17 protein-coding genes are annotated in these 18,344 nt (G+C 64.0%); 10 read left to right on the top strand and 7 right to left on the bottom strand.

The genetic code is table 11. The features are described from left to right. Positions 1–2,211 carry an aldehyde oxidoreductase molybdenum-binding subunit PaoC gene (gene paoC / locus ACFPFW_RS04420; protein ID WP_114957133.1) on the top strand — a complete coding sequence of 737 codons (2,211 nt, stop codon included), beginning with the start codon at positions 1–3 and terminating at the stop codon, positions 2,209–2,211. 9 nt (positions 2,212–2,220) lie between these two features. Here the strand turns inward: paoC and ACFPFW_RS04415 are convergent, their stop codons facing one another. Next, positions 2,221–3,111 (bottom strand): LysR family transcriptional regulator, encoded by an 891-nt coding sequence (locus ACFPFW_RS04415; RefSeq protein ID WP_114957134.1) that lies wholly within the window; start codon positions 3,109–3,111, stop codon positions 2,221–2,223. Positions 3,112–3,258: 147 nt separating this feature from the next. Between ACFPFW_RS04415 and ACFPFW_RS04410 the strand changes: the two genes are divergently transcribed. The 4 genes from ACFPFW_RS04410 to ACFPFW_RS04395 are packed head-to-tail and all read left to right on the top strand — an operon-like array spanning position 3,259 to position 7,010. Continuing rightward, positions 3,259–4,233: a Bug family tripartite tricarboxylate transporter substrate binding protein gene (locus tag ACFPFW_RS04410; protein ID WP_114957234.1), complete on the top strand. Its 975-nt coding sequence runs from the start codon at positions 3,259–3,261 to the stop codon at positions 4,231–4,233. A 10-nt stretch (positions 4,234–4,243) separates the two neighbouring features. Continuing rightward, positions 4,244–4,693, top strand: a complete 450-nt coding sequence (locus ACFPFW_RS04405) for a tripartite tricarboxylate transporter TctB family protein (RefSeq protein WP_114957135.1) — start codon at positions 4,244–4,246, stop codon at positions 4,691–4,693. Positions 4,694–4,703: 10 nt separating this feature from the next. After that, complete coding sequence (locus ACFPFW_RS04400; RefSeq protein WP_114957136.1) at positions 4,704–6,203, top strand: tripartite tricarboxylate transporter permease; 1,500 nt, start codon at positions 4,704–4,706, stop codon at positions 6,201–6,203. A 39-nt stretch (positions 6,204–6,242) separates the two neighbouring features. Further along, positions 6,243–7,010, top strand: a complete 768-nt coding sequence (locus tag ACFPFW_RS04395; RefSeq protein ID WP_114957137.1) for an HpcH/HpaI aldolase family protein — start codon at positions 6,243–6,245, stop codon at positions 7,008–7,010. Between the two features lie 66 nt (positions 7,011–7,076). Here the strand turns inward: ACFPFW_RS04395 and ACFPFW_RS04390 are convergent, their stop codons facing one another. Next, positions 7,077–7,649 carry a hypothetical protein gene (locus tag ACFPFW_RS04390; protein WP_114957138.1) on the bottom strand — a complete coding sequence of 191 codons (573 nt, stop codon included), beginning with the start codon at positions 7,647–7,649 and terminating at the stop codon, positions 7,077–7,079. A gap of 113 nt (positions 7,650–7,762) precedes the next feature. Between ACFPFW_RS04390 and ACFPFW_RS04385 the strand changes: the two genes are divergently transcribed. The 5 genes from ACFPFW_RS04385 to ACFPFW_RS04365 are packed head-to-tail and all read left to right on the top strand — an operon-like array spanning position 7,763 to position 11,467. After that, positions 7,763–8,302, top strand: a complete 540-nt coding sequence (locus ACFPFW_RS04385) for a cytochrome b (protein WP_114957139.1) — start codon at positions 7,763–7,765, stop codon at positions 8,300–8,302. Beyond that, the gene (locus tag ACFPFW_RS04380; protein ID WP_379769590.1) at positions 8,299–9,270 is read left to right on the top strand and encodes a zinc-dependent alcohol dehydrogenase; all 972 of its coding nucleotides are present in this window, start codon (positions 8,299–8,301) and stop codon (positions 9,268–9,270) included. The genes ACFPFW_RS04385 and ACFPFW_RS04380 overlap by 4 nt, the downstream gene beginning before the upstream one ends. Before the next feature lie 6 nt (positions 9,271–9,276). Then, a complete protein-coding gene (locus tag ACFPFW_RS04375) occupies positions 9,277–9,672 on the top strand; it encodes a 6-pyruvoyl trahydropterin synthase family protein (RefSeq protein WP_114957140.1) in 396 nt (131 codons plus the stop codon). Next, complete coding sequence (locus ACFPFW_RS04370) at positions 9,669–10,703, top strand: glycosyltransferase family 4 protein (RefSeq protein WP_379769586.1); 1,035 nt, start codon at positions 9,669–9,671, stop codon at positions 10,701–10,703. The genes ACFPFW_RS04375 and ACFPFW_RS04370 overlap by 4 nt, the downstream gene beginning before the upstream one ends. Then, complete coding sequence (locus ACFPFW_RS04365; RefSeq protein WP_162799686.1) at positions 10,700–11,467, top strand: class I SAM-dependent methyltransferase; 768 nt, start codon at positions 10,700–10,702, stop codon at positions 11,465–11,467. The genes ACFPFW_RS04370 and ACFPFW_RS04365 overlap by 4 nt, the downstream gene beginning before the upstream one ends. Here the strand turns inward: ACFPFW_RS04365 and ACFPFW_RS04360 are convergent. From ACFPFW_RS04360 to hpnN, 5 genes are all read right to left on the bottom strand, one after another. Continuing rightward, on the bottom strand, positions 11,437–12,207 hold the full coding sequence (locus ACFPFW_RS04360) for a RibD family protein (RefSeq protein ID WP_162799687.1): 771 nt from the start codon (positions 12,205–12,207) through the stop codon (positions 11,437–11,439). The two genes, ACFPFW_RS04365 and ACFPFW_RS04360, sit on opposite strands and share 31 nt — an antisense overlap. A gap of 7 nt (positions 12,208–12,214) precedes the next feature. After that, entirely contained in the window at positions 12,215–13,819 is a 1,605-nt protein-coding gene (locus tag ACFPFW_RS04355; protein WP_114957142.1) for a sulfatase-like hydrolase/transferase, read from the bottom strand. Continuing rightward, on the bottom strand, positions 13,816–14,556 hold the full coding sequence (locus ACFPFW_RS04350) for an FkbM family methyltransferase (protein ID WP_114957143.1): 741 nt from the start codon (positions 14,554–14,556) through the stop codon (positions 13,816–13,818). The genes ACFPFW_RS04355 and ACFPFW_RS04350 overlap by 4 nt, the downstream gene beginning before the upstream one ends. Next, entirely contained in the window at positions 14,556–15,272 is a 717-nt protein-coding gene (locus ACFPFW_RS04345; protein WP_114957144.1) for a CDP-alcohol phosphatidyltransferase family protein, read from the bottom strand. The genes ACFPFW_RS04350 and ACFPFW_RS04345 overlap by 1 nt, the downstream gene beginning before the upstream one ends. 211 nt (positions 15,273–15,483) lie before the next feature. Continuing rightward, on the bottom strand, positions 15,484–18,111 hold the full coding sequence (gene hpnN, locus ACFPFW_RS04340; RefSeq protein ID WP_114957145.1) for a hopanoid transporter HpnN: 2,628 nt from the start codon (positions 18,109–18,111) through the stop codon (positions 15,484–15,486). Positions 18,112–18,344 lie beyond the last annotated feature (233 nt).

The following is an 18,344-nucleotide window of genomic DNA, read 5'->3' as shown; positions in this document are numbered from 1 at the left end:
ATGAAGTTCGATACTCCAGCCACCACCAATCCGATCGATCAGCTCAAGGTCATCGGCAAACCGACCGATCGTATCGACGGCCCGCTCAAGACCACAGGCACCGCGCCCTATGCCTATGAGCGCCACGACGTGGTGCAGAACCAAGCCTATGGCTACATGGTCGGCTCGGCCATCGCCAAGGGACGCATCGCTTCGATCGACGTGAAGGCCGCAAAGGCGGCGCCCGGCGTGCTTGCGATCGTCACCGCCGACAATGCCGGAAAGCTCGCCAAGGGCAGCTTCAACACCGCCAAGCTACTCGGTGGCCCGGATATCGAGCATTATCACCAGGCGATTGCCGTGGTTGTCGCGGAGACGTTTGAGCAGGCACGCACCGCCGCCAATCTGGTTCGCATCGACTATGTCCCGACCAAAGGCGTATTTGAGCTCGCCGCCGCGAAGGACTCTGCGAAAGCGCCCGAGGCGAATGCATTCAGTGGCCCGCCGGACACCGCCGCCGGCGACTTCGCCGGCGCGTTCGCCGCCGCCCCGGTCCAGCTCGATGCCGTCTATACAACCCCCGACCATGCGCATGTGATGATGGAGCCACATGCCTCCATCGCTGCGTGGAACGGCGACAAGCTCACGATCTGGACATCGAACCAGATGATCGCTTGGGGCGTGGGAGATGTCGCCAAGACACTCGGCATCCCGGTGGAGAATGTCCGCCTCGACTCACCGTTCATCGGCGGCGGCTTCGGCGGAAAGCTCTTCGTGCGGTCCGATGCCTTGCTTGCCGCTTTGGGCGCTCGCGCGGCCGGACGGCCGGTGAAGGTGGCATTGCCGCGCCCCCTCATGATCAACAACACAACCCACCGGCCGGCGACGATCCAACGGATTCGCATTGGCGCGGCGAGGGACGGCAAGATCACAGCGATCGGCCATGAGACCTGGTCGGGAGACCTGCCGGGCGGTGGCGCCGAGCTCGCTGCCAATCAGACACGTCTCCTCTACGCCGGCGCGAACCGCATGACCGCGACGCGGCTCGCCGTGCTCGATCTGCCCGAAGGCAATGCCATGCGCGCGCCTGGCGAAGCGCCCGGCATGATGGCGCTCGAGATCGCCATGGACGAGATGGCCGAAAAGCTCGGCCTCGATCCGATCGAATTCCGAGCACTCAACGATACCCAGGTCGATCCGGAACACCCGGAGCGTCCGTTCTCGCAGCGACAACTCGTCGAATGCATGCGCATCGGCGCGGAACGCTTCGGCTGGAGCAAGCGCAACCCGAAGCCGGGCAGTGTCCGTGAAGGTCGATGGTTCGTCGGGACCGGGGTCGCTGCTGCGTTCCGCAACAACCTGCTGACCAAGTCGGCCGCGCGTGTTCGCCTCGACGGTCGGGGAACCGTGACGGTCGAGACGGACATGACCGATATTGGCACCGGCACCTACACGATCATCGGCCAGACCGCCGCCGAGATGATGGGCGTTCCGCTCGAGAAGGTCGTTGTGCGCCTAGGCGATTCCTCGTTCCCGGTATCGGCCGGCTCGGGCGGGCAATGGGGTGCCAACAACTCGACCGCGGGCGTCTACGCCGCATGTGTCAAGCTCCGGGAGGCCGTGGCCCAGAAGCTTGGCTTCAACTCGGAGGAGGCCGTTTTTGCGGACGCTTCGGTTCGCGCCGGCAACCGCAGCGTTCCCCTAGCTGAAGCGGCTCGCGACAAGGAGATCATCGCCGAGGACGCGATCGAATACGGTGACCTCGACAAGAAGTACCAGCAATCGACGTTCGGGGCCCATTTCGTCGAGGTGGGGGTCGACGTGGCGACCGCAGAGGTCCGCTTGCGGCGCATGCTGGCGGTCTGCGCCGCGGGCCGCATACTCAATCCGAAGTCGGCTCGAAGCCAGGTCATCGGTGCGATGACGATGGGTGCCGGCGCGGCGCTGATGGAAGAACTCGCGGTCGACAAGCGCCTCGGCTTCTTCGTGAACCACGACCTTGCCGGATACGAGGTGCCGGTCCACGCCGACATCCCTCATCAGGACGTGATCTTCCTCGAAGAGACGGATCCGATCTCCTCGCCGATGAAGGCCAAGGGCGTGGGCGAGCTCGGCATCTGCGGGGTCGGGGCGGCGGTTGCCAACGCGATTTACAACGCCACGGGCGTTCGCGTGAGGGACTATCCGATCACTCTGGACAAGCTCCTGACGGAACTGCCGCAAACGGGATAAAGCGTCCAACTACCGGGTCTGGGTTCTGACAATCAGCTCGGTCAAGGTTGCGATTGCCGGGTTGTTGTTCGCAAGGCGCCAGGCCATGTGGAGCTCCACGACGCGGGCGGGCGCAATTTCGATGTCTTTCAGGACGACGCCCTCGAAGTGGAGATTACCGGCTGCGGCAGGCACCAGAGCGAGGCCGAGCCCAGCCTTCACCAGGCCAAGGATCGAGTGGATCTGGCTGATGTGTTGAACGTAGGTCGGCGATATGCCGGCTTCGCCGAAAACCGTCACGAGCAGGTCGTAGAAGTAACGCGCCTCATACGGCGAATAGGTGATGAACGGCTGGCGATCGAGATTCGAGAGCCTGACCTTACTTGCCGATGCAAGGGGATGATCGGCCGGCACCGCGAGGATGAGAGGCTCGCGGACGACGCACAGCGAGTCGAATTCACGCCGGTTGAAGGGCGGCCGGATAAGGCCGACGTCGATCCGGCCCGCCGTCAGAGCCTCGATCTGGTCGGCTGACACCATTTCCTTGAGCACGAGATCGACATCGGGTGCCACGGCCCGAAAACTCGTGATCAGGCGAGGAAGAAACTCATAGCCCGAAGCTGCGGTGAAGCCGAGATTGATCGATCCTGCTTCGCCGCGGGCCGTGCGGCGGGCCGCGAGGGCGGCGCCATCGGCAAAGCGCAGGAGCCGACGTGCCTCGGGCAGAAAATTCTGGCCGGCGCGGGTCAGGGTCACCGAACGACTGGTCCGTTCGAAAAGCCTCACCTCGAGTGCGTGTTCAAGAAGCTGAATCTGCCTGCTGAGAGGCGGCTGGGTCAGGTTGAGGCGTGCGGCGGCCCGGCCGAAATGGAGTTCCTCGGCCACCGCCACAAAGCATCGCAGCTGACCCAGCTCGAACATCGATCCAAAAAAGGTATTGATCGATGCTCAGAGTAGTTCGTTTGGTCATTGCCCGTCCAGTAGAGTGACCCGGTCAGGATCGAAAAGATCTGGCTCGCAACGCGACCGGTGGACAGCCGGATCGCGACGTTCTGGGAGGAACGACGCATGGTTCTCGGCTCTATCCGGGTAGCGCTGGTGGCTGCCGCCATCACGCTGCTGCCTTCACTCTCCACGGCACAGGAATTTACTCGTCCCGTCCGGCTCATCGTCCCGTTCGCTCCGGGCGGTACATCGGACATTCTCGCCCGCCTGATCAGCCCGAAATTGTCGGCGGCGCTTGGCCAGCCGGTCGTGGTCGAGAACAAGCCCGGCGCCGCCGGCAATCTTGGCGCCGACACGGTCGCCAAGGCCCAGCCCGACGGCCACACACTACTGTTGATGGATGTCGGCTCGCTCGCCACGGCACCAAGCCTGTTTCCCGAGCTGAGCTACAACGTCGAGAAGGATCTCGCACCTGTCGGTATGGTCATGTTCGGACCTTACGTGCTTGCAGTGAGCCCGACGTCCTCGATCACCTCCGTTAAGACCCTCGTCGACTATGCCAAGGCCAATCCCGGCAAGCTTGCGGTGGCGACCTCCGGCGTCGGCGCGATGAACCACATTACCGCCGTCCAGATCGCCAAGGGTCTGGGCATCGAATGGAAGACGGTTCCGTACAAGGGCGGTTCGGCCGCATCCCGTGCGGTGGTCTCCGGTGAAAGCCAGGTCATCATCAATGGTGCGCCGGCGACGCTGCCGTTCGTGACCAACAAGCAGCTCACCGGGATCGCTGTCAGCGGCGACGAGCGCATCAAGAGCGCATCAGACCTTCCGACCTTCAAGGAAGCCGGTCTTGCCGCGACCGATGCCGGCACCTGGCAGGGATTGCTGACGACGGGCGGCACGCCTCCCGCAACCGTCGCCCGGCTGAATGCCGAATTGCAGAAGGTCCTCGCGATGCCAGACATCCAGGAGAAGATCGCCGAACAGGGCGGTCTGGCGCGGCCCGGTTCGCCGGATGATTTCAAGGCCTGGCTAAGCACCAACATCAAGTCGTTCGGAACGGTGATCCGCGACGCCGGCATCAAGATCGACGGCTGACGGACACCCGATGTCGGTTCGCAAAGTAGATCTGCACGATGTGCTGTTCGGCGGATTCCTCATTCTCGTGGCCGCGGGCGCGCTCATAGCCACGAGAAAATTGTCCGTCGGCACGGCGGCCAATATGGGACCGGGATACATGCCGCTCGCCATCTCTCTCGGGCTGATGGCGTTTGGCGTTTTCTTCACCGGCCGAGGATTGTTTCGTCCCTTCCGGGGGATCGAACCCGTCCAGCTCCGTCCTCTCCTGGCCATCATCACGTCGGTGGCGGTGTTTGCGCTGCTTGCCGAACGTCTAGGACTGGTCATTGCCGCGCTGGCGACGGTGATCATCGCCGGCTTCGGCGGCCGCGAGCACCGCTTCGTCGAGAGCGTGATTTTTGCGGTCATCCTGACCGGCTGCGCCGTTCTGCTGTTCGTCAGAGGCCTGTCCCTGCCGATCCCTGTCTGGCCCTGGTGAGATCGGCGACATGGAACTTCTTGACCATCTGATCCTCGGCTTCTCGACCGCGCTGCAGCCGGGCAACCTGCTGTTCTGCCTGATCGGCGTGCTGATCGGAACGGCAATCGGCGTGCTGCCCGGCATCGGTCCCATTCCGACGGTGGCACTGCTCCTGCCGTTCACATTCGGCCTCGAACCGTCGTCGGCGATGATCATGCTGGCGGGCATCTTCTACGGCGCCCAGTATGGCGGCTCGACGACCGCGATCCTGGTCAATGTTCCTGGCGAGACATCATCGGTCGTGACCTGCATCGACGGCCATGAGATGGCCAAACGCGGCCGTGCCGGCCCCGCGCTGGCAATCGCGGCGATCTCGTCATTCTTCGCCGGCACCGTCGCGACCGTCGTCATCGTGCTGCTGAGCCTGCCATTGTCGGCGCTGGCGCTGAAGTTCACGGCGGTCGAATATTTCAGCCTGCTGGTGCTCGGCCTGATAGCGGCAGTCGTGCTTGCGCACGGCTCGATCGCGAAATCGCTCGCAATGGTCCTGCTGGGACTGCTGATGGGCCTCGTCGGCATCGACGTGAACTCCGGCGCCTCGCGTATGACCTTCGGCGTTCCGAGCCTGTCGGACGGGTTGGACTTCGTCCCGGTCGCCATGGGTCTGTTCGGCCTCGGGGAGATCATCGCGAACCTCGAACGCACGACCACGCGCGTCGTCGTCAAACAGTCGATCCGCGATCTCATTCCGAGCTGGGCCGACCTCAAGGCGGCATTCCCGGCGATGGTTCGCGGCACCGCGATCGGCTCGATCCTCGGAGTCCTGCCGGGCGGCGGCGCGGCGCTCCCGCCATTCACCGCCTATGCGATCGAAAAGAAGCTGGCGCGAGATCCGTCACGCTTCGGCAAAGGAGCGATCGAAGGTGTGGCCGGACCCGAAGCTGCCAATAACGCAGGGGCGCAGACAAGCTTCATCCCGCTGTTGACGCTCGGCATCCCGGCCAATGCCCTAATGGCGCTGATGATCGGCGCTCTGATGATGCAGGGCATCCAGCCCGGGCCGCAGGTCATGGCCGAGCAGCCGGCGCTGGTCTGGGGCCTGATCGCCAGCATGTGGACCGGCAATCTGATGCTGCTCATCATCAACCTGCCTCTCGTCGGCATCTGGGTATCGATGCTGAAGATCCCATACCGGCTGCTCTTTCCGGCGATCGTGCTGTTCTGCTGCATCGGTACCTACGGGATATCGAACAGCATCTTCAATGTCTGGGTGATGCTCGTCTGCGCGGGCGTCGGCTACTTCTTCATCAAGGTCGGAGTCGAACCCGCGCCGCTTCTGCTCGGTCTCGTTCTGGGACCTCAGCTGGAGGAGAACTTCCGCCGCGCAATGCTGCTCTCGGACGGCGACGTTACCGTGTTCCTGCGGCATCCGATCAGCGCCGTCCTGCTCGCGATCGTCGCGGTGCTGATGCTCGCGCTTCTCTCTCCAACCCTGTTCCGAAAACGCAAGCAGGCGCTCAGCGAATAGCCGAGCCCGCGCATCACACTCTCAACGAAAGGATTTGTCGTGGACCTGCCCATCAATCACTTCAAGCGTGCCATCATGGCCGGCGAGCAGCAGATCGGACTCTGGAGCAGCCTCGCCAGCAACATCACGACCGAAGTGTTGGCGGGCGCCGGTTTCGACTGGCTGCTGATCGATGCCGAACACGCGCCGAATGATCTCCGGACGGTGCTGGGCCAGCTTCAGGCGGTGATGGAATATCCGAAGACGCAGGCGATCGTCCGTATCCCCTCCAACGACAAGATCGAGATCAAGCGCTATCTCGATGCGGGTGTCCTGAGCTTCCTCGTGCCGATGGTGGAAACGGCGGACGAGGCCCGGCAGGCGGTAGCAGCAACGCGCTTTCCACCGGACGGCATTCGTGGGTTCGCCGGTGTATCACGCTCGTCGCGGTTCGGCCGGATCAAGAACTACCACAGCCGGGCCCACGAGGAGATCTGCATTCTGGTCCAGGTCGAGAGCGAACTGGGCATCCAGAATCTCGAGGACATCGCAGCGGTACCGGGCGTCGACGGCGTCTTCATCGGGCCCGGAGATCTGTCGGCGGCATTGGGGCATCTCGGCGATCAGGGCCATCCGGACATGGTCGCCCTCATCGAGAAGTCCATCCACCGGATCGTCGCCGCCGGTAACCGGCCAGGCATCCTGACCGGGGATGAGAGCCTTGCCCGCCGCTACATGGCGGCCGGCTGCATCTATACGGCCGTCGGGCTCGACACGGGCATTCTGGCACGTGGTGCCGAGGCGCTGGCGAGGAAGTTCAAGGGCTGAAGTCTCAGATCGTCATTTGACTTGGTGATGCGCTGGTGCTTTGAAGCAACGGCGCGTCCTCACCCGTCATTCCAAGTCGAACGTCGCGGCCTCCAGGGCGCGGCGGAGGCGCCAGCGATCGACGAAGCGCGGTCTGCGAAATATTCCCAAGGTCCCGACGCTCTCCTGCCAGCGCAGGAAGGGCAGGGCGCCGTGATAGGTCGGCCGGTTCCAGAAGTCATGCGCCATGATGACCGTGCCCGGCCGCGACTTCAGGACTGAGGTCAGCAGGCAGGCAAGGCGAAAACGGCCGTCGACGAAGATGAGATCGGGGTCGGGCTCCGTCGGCCAGGGAGCCTGAGCGTAAAGGGGCCAGTTGCTGCGTTGCGAGTCGTCTCTGGGCCGCCCCCATTTCCCGATCGGACCGATATCCACGTGGATGAGACGCAGGCTGCCGGATGTTTCGGCGGCTTCGATGACCGCGTGGGAGCGCATCTTTCCGAGCCATTCCGGATCGGATTCGACCGCGCAGATTTTCGCTGAAGTCTCGGTGACGCCGAAATACGTGCTGCCCCCCGCGCCGAATTCGACGACGCGTTTGGCCTGCCTGTAATGGCGGGAGAAAGCGGTGAATTCCTCGTCGCTCAGTTCGGGCTTCATTTCCAGGGTCGTAGCGCGCCGAGGAGCGGGCCGCAAACATCCGGACGCGCTCGCCTGTTGGTTCCGGCGCGGTCCCGCCTTACAATCTTTCCAGGGAAACCGGAGCCTCGCTCGTGTCAGCACCGTCTTTCGATGTTCCGGGGCAGGCCTACCATCCCGCTCTGCGCGTCCTGCATTGGCTGACCGCGCTCTTCGTCTTCGTCGCCTTTCCGGTCGGCTTCGTCATCGATTACGTCAAGGACGAGTCGAAGACCGCCTTCTATCTCGTGCACGAATCCTTCGGCTTTCTGGTGCTGTGGGTGATGCTCACGCGTGTCGTCGTGCGATGGATATGGCCGCCACCGCCGAATGCCGAGATCAATCCGAGCCTTCATCTGGTCGCCACACTCGTCCACGGCGCGCTTTATGCGGCGCTGATTCTGCAGCCGGTGTTCGGGTTCCTAGCGACCAATGCCTTCGGCTTTCCGTTCAGCCTGTTCGGCGTGCTGCCGATTCCAAGTCCGATCGGCAAGGACCCGGCGCTCGCGCGCTATCTGATGGGCGCGCACATCTTCATCGGATATTCGATCCTCGTCCTATTCTGCCTGCACATCGGCGGCGTGCTCTATCATCAGGTCATCAGGCGCGACGCGATAGTGCAGCGGATGCTGTGACTTTCGTGCGTGCGACGGCGCTCTGGATGACGGGGCCGGGAACGGTGGAGCTGCGTTCGGCCGAGGTTCCGACGCCGGAAGCCGACGAGGTTCTGGTGCGAGTGCTCTATTCCGGCGTCAGCCGAGGCACCGAAAGTCTAGTGTTCGCGGGGCGGGTGCCGGCGAGCGAGCACCAGCGCATGCGGGCGCCGTTCCAGGAAGGCGAGTTCGGTTTTCCGGTGAAGTACGGCTATTCGAGTGTCGGCGTCGTCGAGAACGGACCCGCTGAGCTTATCGGCCGGGTCATATTCTGCCTCCATCCGCACCAAGATCGCTGCATCGTTCCTGCCGCCGCCGTCGTACCTATCCCTGAAAACGTGCCGGAGGGCAGGGCGGTGCTGGCGGCGAATATGGAGACTGCGCTCAACGTGATTTGGGACGCCGACGTCAGCGCAGGCGATAGCGTCGCAGTCGTTGGTTGCGGCGTCGTCGGTGCTCTGGCCGCGCATCTGGCAAAACGTGAAGGCGCCGAAGTCACAATCGTCGACGTGAATACCGACCGTGAGCGCATCGCCTCGGCGCTCGATTGCGCATTTGCCGTGCCCGAAGAGGCCCCGCGCGATTGCGATATTGTCGTTCACACCAGCGCGACGGCTGCTGGCCTTGCAACCGCTCTCGATTGTGGTGCGTTCGAGGGGACGATCATCGAGGCGAGCTGGTATGGCGACCAGCTCGTTCCCGTGCCGCTCGGCGGGGCGTTCCACAGCAGGCGGCTGAAGCTGATTTCGTCCCAGGTCGGGCATCTGCCGCCGGAAAAGCGCGCCGAGTGGACACATCGGCGCCGGATGGAGCTCGCCCTCTCTCTCCTGGCCGACGAGAGGCTCGATGTATTGATCTCCGGCGAGACCGATTTCGCGAACGCCGCGACCGACTATCCGGCTCGCCTCGGCGACCCCAACACCCTTTGTCACCGCTTCCGCTATTTCTGAGGATCCATGTTCGCCGTCGAAGTTCGCGACCACATCATGATCGCCCATTCGCTGCCGTCACCCGTCTTCGGCCCGGCTCAGGGGCTGCACGGCGCGACCTATGTCGTCGACGCGGCGTTCTTCACGGAGGATCTCGATGACGACGGGCTGGTCGTCGATATCGGCCTTGCGACAACGGCTTTGGCGGACGTCCTCGACCTCTACCGTTACAAGAACCTCGACGAGATCGCCGACTTCGAAGGGCGCATCACCACGACGGAGTTCATGGCGAAGGTCGTTTCCGATGCGCTGAAAGCGAAGATCGTGGCGGGAGAACTCGGGCCGGTGGGACGCATCAAAAAGCTTCGCGTGATGCTGCACGAGAGCCATGCCGCACGGGCCTGGTTCGAGACCGATTTGTGAGGCGGCTGACCTTCGTCTTTCCCGGAGATTTGGCCCGGCCGACCGGCGGCTATGGCTATGACCGGCGGATCATCGCGGAGCTCAGGGACATGGGCTGGACGGTCGAGACCTTGTCTCTCATCGGTGCGTATCCGTTTCCAACCGATCGGGAGCGAGCGGCGGCGGCCGAGGCCTTCGCCGCCATCCCGGATCGCTCGCTCGTCGTGGTCGACGGCTTGGCTTTCGCTGTCCTGCCTGAAATTGCCCGGACCCATGCGAGGCGGCTCGGGCTCGTAGGCCTCGTTCATCATCCGTTGTCGCATGAGTCCGGTCTGAATACGGCGGCGATCCGGACTTTGCACGAGAGCGAGCGCGAGGCCCTGGCTTGCGCAAGGGCAGTCATCGTGACCGCGCCAAAAACATCGAAGCTTGTCGTCGAGGAATTCGGCGTCGACGCCGGCGTAGTCACCGTCGCGGAACCCGGCACCGACCGCTTCGGACATGCCCTTGGCCGCGGCGATCCACCGGTTCTGCTCACCCTTGGCTCGCTGATCGAGCGAAAGGGGCATGACGTCCTGATCGACGCGCTGAAACGATTGACGGATCTGCCGTGGCGCGCGCGATTTGTCGGCGAGGCGTCAGACCCGGAATGGGCCGCGATGTTGCGGGAACGCGCCGCAGGCCTCGGCGAACGCGTCACTTTCGCCGGCCCAACGGACAATGCGCATCACGAACTGCTCGGCGCCGACATCTTCGTTCTGCCGTCCCGTTATGAAGGCTACGGCATGGCCTTCACCGAGGCGCTTGCTTGCGGTTTGCCGGTGGTCGGCTGTCCGGTCGGCGTACTGCCGGACGTGTTGCGCGACGGCTCGGGGACGATGGTTCCGGTCGGCGATGTCGACGCGCTCGAGCGCGCTCTGCGCGACCTGTTGAGCGATCCGAAGCGCCGGGCGGAAACTGCCAGGGCGGCCGCGCGGGCGGGCAGCCTGTTGCCGGTCTGGGCGGAAACGGCGCATCGCTTCGGGGCCGCGCTGGAACGGGTCGCGCCGTGAGCGGCTTCGATCCAGCGTGGCTCGATCTGAGATCCGGCGCCGACGAGGCCGCCCGCGACGGAGACCTGCTGACGAAAGCGGTCGCTTTCGCAAGTGCCTTGCCGAGCCCGCTGATAGTCGATCTGGGGGCGGGGACGGGTGCGAGCACGCGGGTTCTGGCGCCACATCTGCCCTCGGCGCGTTGGCGGCTGGTCGATGGTGACAAGGAGCTCCTCAGGATAGCGGCGCAGCGTTGCCCCGATGCCGAGATTGTCCCTCTGGACCTCGCCTCATCGCCTCTCCCGATCCGGGATGCGCGTCTAGTAACCGCGTCGGCCCTGCTCGATCTCGTTTCCGCCCAGTGGATAGAGCGGCTCGTCAGAGATGTCGTCTCCGGGGGTGCGGCGTTCTATGGCGTTCTCAGTTTCGACGGTCTGATGAGCTGGTCTCCGGAGCATCCACTCGATGAGGATGTGCGGAGAGCCTTCAATCGTCATCAGCGCTCGGACAAGGGATTCGGCCTTTCCCTCGGCGGCGATGCGGTCGTCTATGCACGCGAATGCTTCGCCAATGCCGGATACGCCATCGAGATGACGGAGAGTCCGTGGCGGCTAGGTCCCCGCGACATGATGCTCAAGCGCCAGCTCATCAAGGGAATTGCGTCGGCGGCTGAGGAGGCGGGGCAGGCGGGGACGGCGGAGTGGTCCGTATTTCGTCTCGACCATCTGGCGACCGGCTCCTGCCGGATCGGCCATCAGGATCTGTTCGCTTCGCCCGCTTCGTGATGGTGGAACGCGCAGTCGATGACGATCTCGCCGCCGAGATCGTAGAAGGTGGTTCGCGGACGCAGGCAGTCGCGCAGGTGAGGCACCGGCGGCAGAGCGAGCCCTGACGGGCCGTCGCCGATGATCAGTGGCGACAGCGTGATGAGCAGGCGATTCATCGCGCCGGCAAGCAGGAACGGTCCGAGTGTCCGCGCTCCTCCCTCGACAAGCACTCGGGTCAGGCCTCTTTCCGCAAGGGCGGCCAGAATCGCCACGGGATCGATCGTGCCGTTGGCGGCATCGAGCCTGATGACATCGATCCCCTCCGGCCGTTTCGCATCGCAGGACTGGATGGTGATTCGCCTGGTCCCGTCGTCGGCGAAGACGCGGGCGGTGTCCGGAACGCGTCCGTGCGGATCGACGATCACGCGGACCGGGTGCGCGCCCTCGACCTCGCGCACCGTCAGCCGAGGATCGTCGTGGAGCACTGTGCCCGCGCCGACGATCACCGCATCCGACAGCGCGCGCAGGCGGTGGAGGTGCTGCATCCCGGCTTTGCCCGAGACATTGCGGGCATCGCCAGAGGACGTGGCGACGCGGCCGTCGAGCGACTGGCCGACCTGGCCGACGACGAAGCTTTCCTCCTTCGAGGCGGAGGCAAGTGGCCAGTAGAGCGGCAGAACATCCGTCTCAAGATCGCGAAGAGCGGCGATCTCGTAGGCCGTCGAAATATCAGCGTCGGGAGCGAGGTGGCGATTCATGCGCGCCTCAACTTGATCCGGAACCGGAGAACGCGGCCACAAATCTCTTCCGGAACTCTTCCATCGGCCATGCCTCGACATTCAAGCTGGGGCGCATGCCGTTTGTCCATCTCCAGCCGTCAATTCTGGCCAATGTCGATGGGTTCCCCGCGATGATATGAACGGGCACGGAATGCCCGACATCTTTTCCGGCCACCCAGGGGATCGGCTGATGGTCACCGACGACGATTACGACGGTGCGCTCATTGCCATAGCGCTCGATCCATGAGGAGAGCGTGGCGAGCACGTATTCGATTGAGCGGAGGTAATGGTCTCGCACCTGATCCGGACTGCGCCAGACCGTGTCCGGCGGTTCACCCGCATCGACCTGAGCGTTGAAGATGGTGCCGTCGCCGATCTTCTCCCACTCAACGAGTGAGGGTAGCGGTGCCCACGGAATGTGGCTCGACAGCAGTGTGATCTGCGCCATGACAGGCCCATCGCCCTTCAGCCGCTCGAAGCTTTCGAGCGTGAACTGGTCGGGCATGGTGACCCAGTCGAAGCTCTTGCCGCGATAGCCCAAATCCTTCGCCGCCATCACGCGGTCGAAGCCGAACCATTGGCCCTCCGGCCAGGGCATGGTGATCCCCGGCATGACGGCTTCGGTGGTCCAGCCGGCCCGCTTGAAGTCCTTCACCAGTGTGCCGTGGGTGCCCCGGACGAGCGCCTGATAGCGGCGCTGATTGTCGATCCGCAGGCCTGAAAGAAGGGTCGAATGGGCGAGCCAGCTCTGGCCGCCGAGCGTGGTGGAGGTCAGGAAGCCCGAGCGTGCGACCATGTGCTTGCGGGCGAGCGCCTCGTCGAACTTTGCGAGAGCCGTTTCGGTGCGTGCCTTGAAGGCCGGATCGGTGAGGAGCGTACCGCCATAGGATTCGAAGAAGACGACATATACGTCGTTGCCGGCTAGCGCCGTGAGGAGGTCGGCGGGAAGCTCTTCCGTTATCGGGTCTGATGTCGCCTCCCGGTGAAATGCGTCGAGGTCGACGGCGCTCTGCTGCGCCCGGGTGACCTGGCTGATCAGCAGGTTCGACGCATTTGCGGTGACGCCGGGCGTGTCGAGAACGAAGCCCGCAATGGAGATCGCCGAGAACGCCGCGAGCGCGATCCGCTGGGGGCCGGGTATTTGCGCGAAACGCCCCAGCATTCGCAGCGATATCCAGATCAGGAAGAGCAGGCCGAACAGCGCATTGATCAGCGCGATGATGCCGAGAACGGCCAGGACGTTGCCGAGCGTGCCGCTCATCAGATTGCGGACGGCGCCGAGCAGATCGAGATCTAGGACGAGATCGAACGGACGGCCTGACGCGAAATACATCCCGGCATTGGCGAGCTTGGCGACGAGCAACAGAAACAGCGCGATTGTCGTCAGGCTGCGGATGACCGCACCCATCGCGCCACCGACGAGCAGGAGCAACAGCAGGAGGACGGGCAGTTCTACCGGTACGCGGGCGAAGGACGCCGCCTTCATTGCCTCCAGCCTGTCCGGCGCGACGAGCAAAGCCCAGACGAACAGAAGCGCGAACAACACACCGATGATGCGCGGCCGAGAGAGGGCAGCGGTCGGCTCTGTCATGCTACGAGCCGTGCGTAGATGTCACCGGAGGAGCGGCTGCTTCTCAGCAATTTCAGGTGCTCGATCATCGTGGCCGCTGGCACCCAATTCCTGGAAGCAAACGTGAAACTCTCGCCGCGCACGCGATTGAAGCGATAGTCGCCTAGTTGCGCGATGAGGTTCACGCAGGTCTCGGCACGGTCGAGAACAGCGGGAAGGTACTCGAAGGCGATGCATGGGATCGGCCGGCTCAGTCCGCGCAGAACGTCTGCCTCGAAGCCCTCGACGTCGATCTTGCAGAAGCGCGGCAGGCCGTGTTCCGCAATCATCGCATCGAGCGTTGTGACCTTGACGCGGTGCGTGCCGTCCCAATTGACCGCGCCGAAACCGGGATCTGTTCTGACGCCATCGATCCAGTCCGCGGACAACGTCGAGACGGTCGGGTGTCGTGACGAGATGTGCAGGTTCGCCTCCCCCGCCTGGGCGCCGACTGCATAGTCGCGAAGGATGACGTTCGCGGGCTGGGTCTTTGTCAAGAAACGAAAGAACAAAGGCTGCGGCTCGACCGCGACGACGTGCGCCCCGAGTTTGCTGAATACGCGCGAGCGGCTGCCGACATGCGCGCCGATGTCGAAGACGAGGTCGCCGGGTCTGATCATGGCGCTATAAAAACGGCGCGCCGCACGCGTCTTCCAAGGCCGGCCGTAATAGATCGCGATCGAGCGGGCGAGGCCGAGGGTTTCGTTCAGGCTCGCCATCAGAGGGCGGGCGCGGTCCTGCGCAATAGCCAGGCCGTGTCGATCGCGAATGACAGGACAAGAGCGCCCAGGGTGATCGCCCCGATCGCGTTCGCGAGGGGCGGTTCCAGCAGAAGCATGACGATCAGCGCACACACCTGCATGACGCAGACTGCTTTGCGGCGGAAGGATGGAAAGAGCGGCGCGGTGAGCGCGGGCCATACAATGCCGGCGATGACGAAGGCATAGCGAAGGAGACCGGCGGCGAGAATCCACGCGCCTGCTTTGCCAAGCACAAGGCAGAGCACGGACAGCACCAGAATCAGGAAGGCATCGACTTCCATGTCGAAGCGTGCCCCGAATTCCGAAATTGTATTCGAACGCCGGGCGATCCAGCCGTCCAGTCCGTCCGTGGCGAGCGCGAACGCGGCAATCGCCACGGGCAGGATGCCTGCGGCGGGTTCGGTCACGATCGAGAATTGCACCGAGAGGCCGGCGAGTACACTGGTGAGGATGGCTCTAAACAAGGTGATCGCGTTTGCGAGACCGAGGGGAAGCCCGAGCGGGATGGCGAGGCTGACCGCGATTCCCACGCCGACGAAGACGAACAGGCTGACCAGAAGCCCGTGAACAGCGAGGCCAGATAAGAGACCCAGCAGAGGGGTGGCCAATGCTCCGATAGTGAGCGCGGCTCCGGTGGACAGGCCGAGACTGCTCGGCTCGCTCGCAACGGTCATGGACTCAGGAACACCCATCTCTGCGCGCCGCTCGAACAATGGCCGCGCGTCAATCACGCACACACAGATACGGAGCTCAACGCGGCGCGGATGTGGCCGCGAGGAAAATCTCCTATGGATCAGGACGATCCCAGCACGAAACGAATCCGCGCCTAAGGACATATGACGGGAGGATGGCTCACCCCGGCCGGATGGTCGGGGCCGTTCGCGTTCAGGCGCCGCGAGCGACGGGTTCCGCTTTCGGCTCGGCTTCCGGCTTCTTGCGCGGCTCGCCCATCAGGGCCGGCTGGAACAGAAGCGCCGAGGCGAGAGTGCAGGCGAAGGAGAGCGCCAGCAGCTTGCCCATGCTCGACGTGCCGGGATGGACCGAGAACCACAGGCTACCGAAGGCGACGGCGGTCAGGAGCGCGCTGAAGAACACCGCGCGGGTCAGCGTCGATTGCAGGAAGTCGGTCTGACCGCGCTGCCAGGCGACGATGTAGTAGATCTTGAACGCCACGCCGACGCCGAGCAGCACCGGCAGCGCGATGATGTTGGCGTAGTTCAGGGCGAAGCCCGTCAGGCCGCAGATCTCGAACGTCATCAACGCCGCAACGATGAGAGGCACGAGCGTCGCGGCGACATCCTTGATGCTCCGCAGAACGATCCAGAGCAGGATGGCGATGCCGAGCAGAGCGAGACCCGACGCCTGGGCGAAGGCGGTAATGATCGCGCGGCCCCAGTTCAGCGTATCGACGGCAGGACCGGTCGCGCGCGAATCGATCTTCTCGATGGCGCGCGCGAAGTTCAGCAGCGTGTCGTTGTCGTTCGGGTCGCCCTTGGGCAGGATATCGACGCGGTAGCGGCCGTCCGGCGTCACCCAATCCTGCGCGATGACCTTCGGCACCGAATTGGCATCGACAGGCCCCGCCGTCAGGAGCAGGCGCAGGTCGTCCATATTCTGCTGCAACGGCACGAGCACGGCCTCGCCAGCCTTGTCCCGATGGTCCTCGTCGGCGGTGGCGAGATTGCGCAGATTGCCGGCCAGCCTTTTGGCGGCCTCGGCACCAGGGCCGGTCCGGCCATTGGCCGCGCTGCTAAGCTCGTCGGCGCCCTTGCTCAGCGCGGCGATGTTTTCCTGATCGCTCGGTGCGGGCTGTTTCGGCCCGTTGATGGACTGATCGAGGACTTGCGCGGCGTTCTGGATGTAGTCGAGCTTCTTCGCCTGATCCTGCATCGGGACGAGCGTGTCGAGCGTGCGCGTGGACGCGACCTCAGGTACTTCCTTCAGCCGCGCCGCGAGGGCGATCGACTCGTCGTGATCCTTTGCGAGAATCTGGGCGCTCTGCGCGCCGACCGCCGGGTCCTTGCTGAGTTCGACGAAGGTCTTCACCGCTTCCGAATTCGGATCGCGCAGGTGCAACGGGTTGAAGTCGAACTGCAGCTTCATCAGCGCCGGAGCCCCGGCCAGCACGATCAGCGAGGTGAGCGTCACGACCCAGAGGCGGTGGCGCTTCAGGAAGTTGTCGACGGGGATCAGGAAGGGCTGGGTCAGCGAATGCGGCTCTTCCGGCGGACGGACGCCCTTGAACAGGGCCGGAAGCAGGACGAGGCTGGCGACATACGCCACGATCATGCCGCCGCCCGCGATGATGCCGAGCTGGGCGAGACCGGCATAGGCGGTCGGCATGAAGGACAGGAAGCCGATCGCCGCCGCGACGGCAGCCAAAGTCAGGGGTGCGCCGATCTTGCCGGCGGTCGCGACCAGAGCGTTCCGGGTGTTCTTCAACTCGTGCCGGTTCTCGCGGTACTGCATCCCGAATTGGATAGCGAAGTCCGCGCCGATGCCGACGAACAGGACGGCGAAGGCGATCGAGATCGGGTTGAAAGCGCCGACCATGGCGATGCCGAGCGCGGCGGTGATGATGAGGCCGACACCGAGCGTCAGGCAAACTGCGAAAACGAGGCGGAAGGAGCGGAGCGCCAGCCAGAGGATGATCACGACGAGCGCACCGGTGATCGCGCCGTTGACCGCCGCGCCATCATTGACGCTCGAGAATTCCTCGTCGGTGATCGGTACCGTGCCGGTCAGGCGGACATCGGCGTGATATTTCCCGGCGAGGTCGAGGTCACTGATCGCCTTCCGGACAGCACCCGTCGCCTTCGCGCCCGGTGTCAGCGAACCCAGATCGAGCTTGGCGGTGAGAAGCAGGATGCGGCGCAGTCCGTTCGGCTGGCCTTCCTGCTGCGGCAGCAGGCGCTTCCACGAGAAAGTCGGGAAGCCGTTGGACGCCGTGGTCTCGATGGTGTCCGATGCCGAGTTGAGCAGTGGCGCCATGCCGTCGAGCGTGACATCGCCGCCGTCAATGCCGTCGAGACCCTTACGAAGAGCTTCCATCAGCCCACGAATGCTGGGATCGGTCGCGAACGTGCCCAGCAGCGGCTCGGCGTCCATCATGTTGTTGGTGGTGTCGCGGACCTTCTCGGTGGGCAGGAAGAGAAGGCCGTTCTTGCGGAAATAAGCGTCGCCCTGGGCATCCTCGACGGCGGTGAAATGGTCGGTCTGCTTCGACAGGTCGTCGACCAAAGCGGAAGTTGCCGCACTGGTCAGCTCGGCGGTCGGCGCTTGGACGACGACGATGATCTGGCGCGGCCGCTGCGGAAACGCCTTCTGATAGGCGAGCTGTTCCTTGCGCCAGGGCAGCTCGGCCGAGAGCAGGTCGTTGATGTTGGTGTTGATGCGGAAATGATGCGCTGCGTAGAAGCCGCAGCCGCCAGCGATCAGGAGCGCGGCCAGGATCACGAGCGTAACCCGGCCGGTGAAGACCTCGACGGCGCGGGCAATGAAGCGATTCAGCATCGAATGGATATCCAGAAAACTCCGCCGAACCGTTTGGGGCGGATTACGGCGATCTAATGCTTTGATGCCCGTAAAGGATGATTGGGAGGATTAGACATTCGGCTATAGGTTGCGGTGCCGTGAGCGGCTGGACGCTGGAAATCCGTATCCGCAGTGTCATCGGCCGAGCGCTAAACTTGTCGCCCTCGAACTTCGCCGTCCGGCCCCTACAATCGTGCGGCGGATCACATCGA

The organism is Flaviflagellibacter deserti, assembly GCF_042652085.1.
Lineage (GTDB): Bacteria > Pseudomonadota > Alphaproteobacteria > Rhizobiales > Methylopilaceae > Flaviflagellibacter > Flaviflagellibacter deserti.
Note: the sequence above shows the minus strand (reverse complement) of the source record. Positions and strands in the feature narration are given on the sequence as shown.

Excerpts from the sequence above, each read along its gene's own strand:
- ACFPFW_RS04345 (WP_114957144.1), bottom strand. The coding sequence starts at position 15,272 with ATGACCGTTGCGAGCGAGCCGAGCAGTCTCGGCCTGTCCACCGGAGCC.
- paoC (WP_114957133.1), top strand. The coding sequence starts at position 1 with ATGAAGTTCGATACTCCAGCCACCACCAATCCGATCGATCAGCTCAAG.
- ACFPFW_RS04375 (WP_114957140.1), top strand. The coding sequence starts at position 9,277 with ATGTTCGCCGTCGAAGTTCGCGACCACATCATGATCGCCCATTCGCTG.
- ACFPFW_RS04355 (WP_114957142.1), bottom strand. The coding sequence starts at position 13,819 with ATGACAGAGCCGACCGCTGCCCTCTCTCGGCCGCGCATCATCGGTGTG.
- ACFPFW_RS04350 (WP_114957143.1), bottom strand. The coding sequence starts at position 14,556 with ATGGCGAGCCTGAACGAAACCCTCGGCCTCGCCCGCTCGATCGCGATC.
- ACFPFW_RS04360 (WP_162799687.1), bottom strand. The coding sequence starts at position 12,207 with ATGAATCGCCACCTCGCTCCCGACGCTGATATTTCGACGGCCTACGAG.
- ACFPFW_RS04410 (WP_114957234.1), top strand. The coding sequence starts at position 3,259 with ATGGTTCTCGGCTCTATCCGGGTAGCGCTGGTGGCTGCCGCCATCACG.
- ACFPFW_RS04415 (WP_114957134.1), bottom strand. The coding sequence starts at position 3,111 with ATGTTCGAGCTGGGTCAGCTGCGATGCTTTGTGGCGGTGGCCGAGGAA.
- hpnN (WP_114957145.1), bottom strand. The coding sequence starts at position 18,111 with ATGCTGAATCGCTTCATTGCCCGCGCCGTCGAGGTCTTCACCGGCCGG.
- ACFPFW_RS04390 (WP_114957138.1), bottom strand. The coding sequence starts at position 7,649 with ATGAAGCCCGAACTGAGCGACGAGGAATTCACCGCTTTCTCCCGCCAT.
- ACFPFW_RS04400 (WP_114957136.1), top strand. The coding sequence starts at position 4,704 with ATGGAACTTCTTGACCATCTGATCCTCGGCTTCTCGACCGCGCTGCAG.
- ACFPFW_RS04405 (WP_114957135.1), top strand. The coding sequence starts at position 4,244 with ATGTCGGTTCGCAAAGTAGATCTGCACGATGTGCTGTTCGGCGGATTC.